The organism is Mesotoga sp. HF07.pep.5.2.highcov, assembly GCF_003666285.1.
Classification (GTDB): Bacteria; Thermotogota; Thermotogae; order Petrotogales; family Kosmotogaceae; genus Mesotoga; species Mesotoga prima.
The window spans coordinates 1-3,560 of the sequence record NZ_JFHJ01000591.1; the positions used below are offsets into that span (position 1 = coordinate 1).

Here is a 3,560-nt window from a genome sequence, read left to right on the forward strand (position 1 = left end):
GAATTCCCGGAAAAGGTTAGTGTAAATTCGTTGGATAGGTTGGACATTCCCACCGTTTTCGGTCGTACTTTATCTGGATTCTGGAATGTGTTTTCGTCAAAGATGTTGTCGGAGGTAATGGAGATCATCTCTGCCTTCCCGGTTACCTGAACCTCTTCGCCGATCTCAATTCTGAGTTTCTTTTCTTCGGGCCAGGGATTCACGATTTTTATAATCAGTTCTTTGCTTTCAAAATCGTAACTGCAGACATGATACAGCGACTTGAACCAGTAACCGATTATCTCTATGTCTTCATCGGTCAGTGACGAGGAGATAATCACATTGCCAGTGTTATCGTTGAACAGCTTCTGAACGTGATAACTGGGTGTTCCGTATACTCGAGTATTGTCGAACCAGATGAGGTCTGGAGTCCACTGTGACCAGCCCTCTCTGTTGAACAGAGGTGCGTAAGCGGCCATTATTACGATGTCGGAATTCCGCTCGAGGCCGGTCATTAGTGCTGCTTCTGCTATCGCTGCTTGAAGAGTGTTTCTGGTGCCGGCCGCGTGGGCTGCGTACTCTCCAAGCATCACCTTCGGACCAGATCTGTCATATTTGTCATATCTGTCTGTATTTCTTAGCATCCATTCCGGAACTGCATACATATGCTCATCAAGGATCTCGATACCATTGCTTCTTGCCCATCTCCATGCACGATTGAACGAAGCTCCTTCATATGAAGGAGGACCGCTGAAAATAATAGTAATTTCAGGATATTTCTCCTTGACAGCTTGTCTGAACAACGGGAAGCGATCGTGATACTCCGTTCCCCAGTTCTCGTTTCCAATGCCTATGTATTTGATATTGAAGGGTTCTGGATGGCCGAGCTCGGAACGCTTCGAGCCCCACAAAGAATCGGATGGCCCGTTAGCGAACTCTATGAAGTCGAGAACATTTCGAACCCACTCATCCATTTCGTCCATTGGACAGTATTCGGCACCCCTAACTTGGCATGACATACCGGCGTTGAAGATCGGAATAGGTTCGGCTCCAAGGTGCTCTGAAAGAAGCAGATACTCGTAGAATCCGATTCCATACGACTGATGATAGCCCCAAAGATTATAGTTGGTCTTTCTTTCTTCAATTGGACCTATTGTATCCTTCCATCTGTAGGCATTTTCGAGACTATCGCCTTCGACAAGACAACCGCCAGGAAATCTGACGAAAGCGGGCTTCAGCTCTTCCAGCATCTCAAGCAGATCGATCCTCATGCCGTTCCAGTTCTCTTCGGGGAAGAGGGATACCATATCAAAAGAGATCTTACCGGAGCCCTTCATCGTTATGATGAGTCTTCCATCATCCAGGCCTTCGTTAGGTTGCAATTCCACCGAGTATTTCTCCCATTCAGAGCTAAATGCCGTTCCCAGGTTTTTTTCGGCCTCAGGTTCACCTTTAGCATTGGCCAGCATAACCTTGATTTCACCGTTATACTCTTCGTCGCTTCGAACAAATACCGAGAACAAGTAGCGTTCGCCCTTTTTAAGAGGTATACCGTCGTAGCCATCATTTGAAAGGGATATCAGCTTGTCGTCAGATTGAATTTCGAAGCTCAGATACTTGGTGTTATTCTTGTTGAGAGGCCGATCAGTCTCAATCGAAAAGGTAGCCTTGCAATCGGATTCAAAGACCGCAAACCAGCCTTCGACAGGATCCTGATGCTCGAAAGATCGATTTCTTATCATTTCTGCATACAGGCCACCGTCTACAGCATGATTTATGTCCTCGAAGAATATCCCGTACAGAAGAGAGCTAACTTCTGGGCCCAAACTGCTTGGGTCTACCGTCAAGACATGGTCGGGATTCGCTAGAGCGGATGTGGAAAGTGAAACAGCAAGAAAGACCAGAGTGAGGATTATCGTCGTTGATCTCATCCGATTACCCCCTCGATCATTGTCCAAGAACGAGCGTGAATTGATTGTTCTCGTTCTTCTTTACGTTTATCGATACCGTCTCGGAGAAGTTCTCAAATGCTACCGTGATGTCGTATTCTCCTGAGAACCCGCTGAAACACAATTCTCCAGACGAGTCTAATTCTGCTTCAAATGAGGTCTTCCAATCTCCATGGATGAGTTTCATCAGCTCGTAGAACATTGGTTTTTCTGACAGGTCGTCACGAAGAAATCCGCTTCCGGACTGCCAAGCACGGTAGAAATTCCAGTAGGCAATTACCTCTACTGCGGGATGACTGAAAAACACCGTGTAAAAGATCTTTGCGATCTCCGCCTGTATCTCTTCGGCCTCAGTTATGGAGACATCGAAGGCATCGATAACCGCGGGAAGAGGGATTTGAAATTCAGAAATGTGAATTGGCTTGCCGAGCTGAGCCAGTTCATCTATAGCAAGATAGATACTTTCCAGTGATTGCAGCTGGCTTAATAGATCTTGAGCGGTGAAGATATGTGCTTCGGCTCCTATTACGTCTATAGGGACACCGTCACCTATCAGTTGTTGAGCTCTGGAAATGAAAGCTTTTCTTGTCCGCTCGTTGACAAGTACCCCGTACTCGTTAAGAACCGTTATGGCATCTGGGTCAGTCTCTTTAACAATCCTAAACGATTCTGCAATGTAATCGGGACCAAGAGCATCGAACCAGCTTTGAACAATAGGTTCGTTCACAACATCCCAGTACTGCACCAAATCTTTGAACTCTTCTACTTCTCTCTCAACTCTGAAGAAAAGGGCCTCTCTCACCTCTGCCCACTGGCCAACCTTCCCCTTAACTTCTATCCACGCAGGAACACCTACACTTGGGGGGTTGCCCCAAACCAGAGTATGGCCCTTAACAGGCACTCCATTTTCATTAAGCCATTCGGCTATCTTCTTTGAAGCTTCGTCTAGCCGGATTCTGCCTTGTGTAGGTTCGTAGTCCTTCCAGTAGAAAGATGGAAGAGTGGCAAAATTGAAGAGATCGAGGTATAACCTTTTATATACCTCTAAATCCTCTTCAGGCAAGGGCTTGATTCCAAACCTTCTGCCACGGTTGTAGCTTGTCCAAGCGTAGGCATAAATCAGATACTCAGGGGCATTTCCAAAGAAGAATTCGTGATTAATCTGCCTTACCGATACGTGTGCATCGCTAACAGGATGCCCATTCTCATCCACGATCTCAATCTTGATCGGCACCTTTCTATTGGCTTCTATTCTCTCTTCGAAAGCACTAATGTCGATGTCGATAGGCAAAACACTACCTCCAAAACATAGACTAAGAAACAGCAGGCCAAGAATCAAGACAAAGTATCTCTTAAGGGGTGTTCCAAAACTCTCTCCTTCGGTTTTCCGAAAATACTTCTTAATTCCTGACATAATATCTACTCCTTTCCAAGCGATCCCAGGGAGATTCCTTTCATCAAATACCTGTGGAAGACAATGAAAATTATCAAAGAGGGTGCTACGGAGAAGAATGCACCGGCCATCATCGGACCGATTCCTCTGTAGGGGTCTCCCCACCCCGCGCTAAATCTTATGAGAGCTATTGGGAGCGTGAACTTGTCGGCTTTGCTGAGGATTAGCAGAGGCCAGAG

General features: G+C 46.3%; 2 protein-coding genes and 1 pseudogene. All 3 read right to left on the reverse strand.

Annotation, left to right across the window (positions count from 1 at the left end; all coding sequences use genetic code 11):
- A partial coding sequence (locus BG32_RS12495) for an alpha-L-arabinofuranosidase C-terminal domain-containing protein (protein ID WP_121526928.1) occupies window positions 1-1,910 on the reverse strand: 1,910 nt, incomplete at its 3' end.
- Between the two features lie 16 nt (window positions 1,911-1,926).
- Entirely contained in the window at window positions 1,927-3,342 is a 1,416-nt protein-coding gene (locus tag BG32_RS12500) for an endo-1,4-beta-xylanase (RefSeq protein WP_014731622.1), read from the reverse strand.
- A gap of 5 nt (window positions 3,343-3,347) precedes the next feature.
- Window positions 3,348-3,560 (reverse strand): annotated as a pseudogene (locus BG32_RS12505) (carbohydrate ABC transporter permease); the annotation flags it as partial.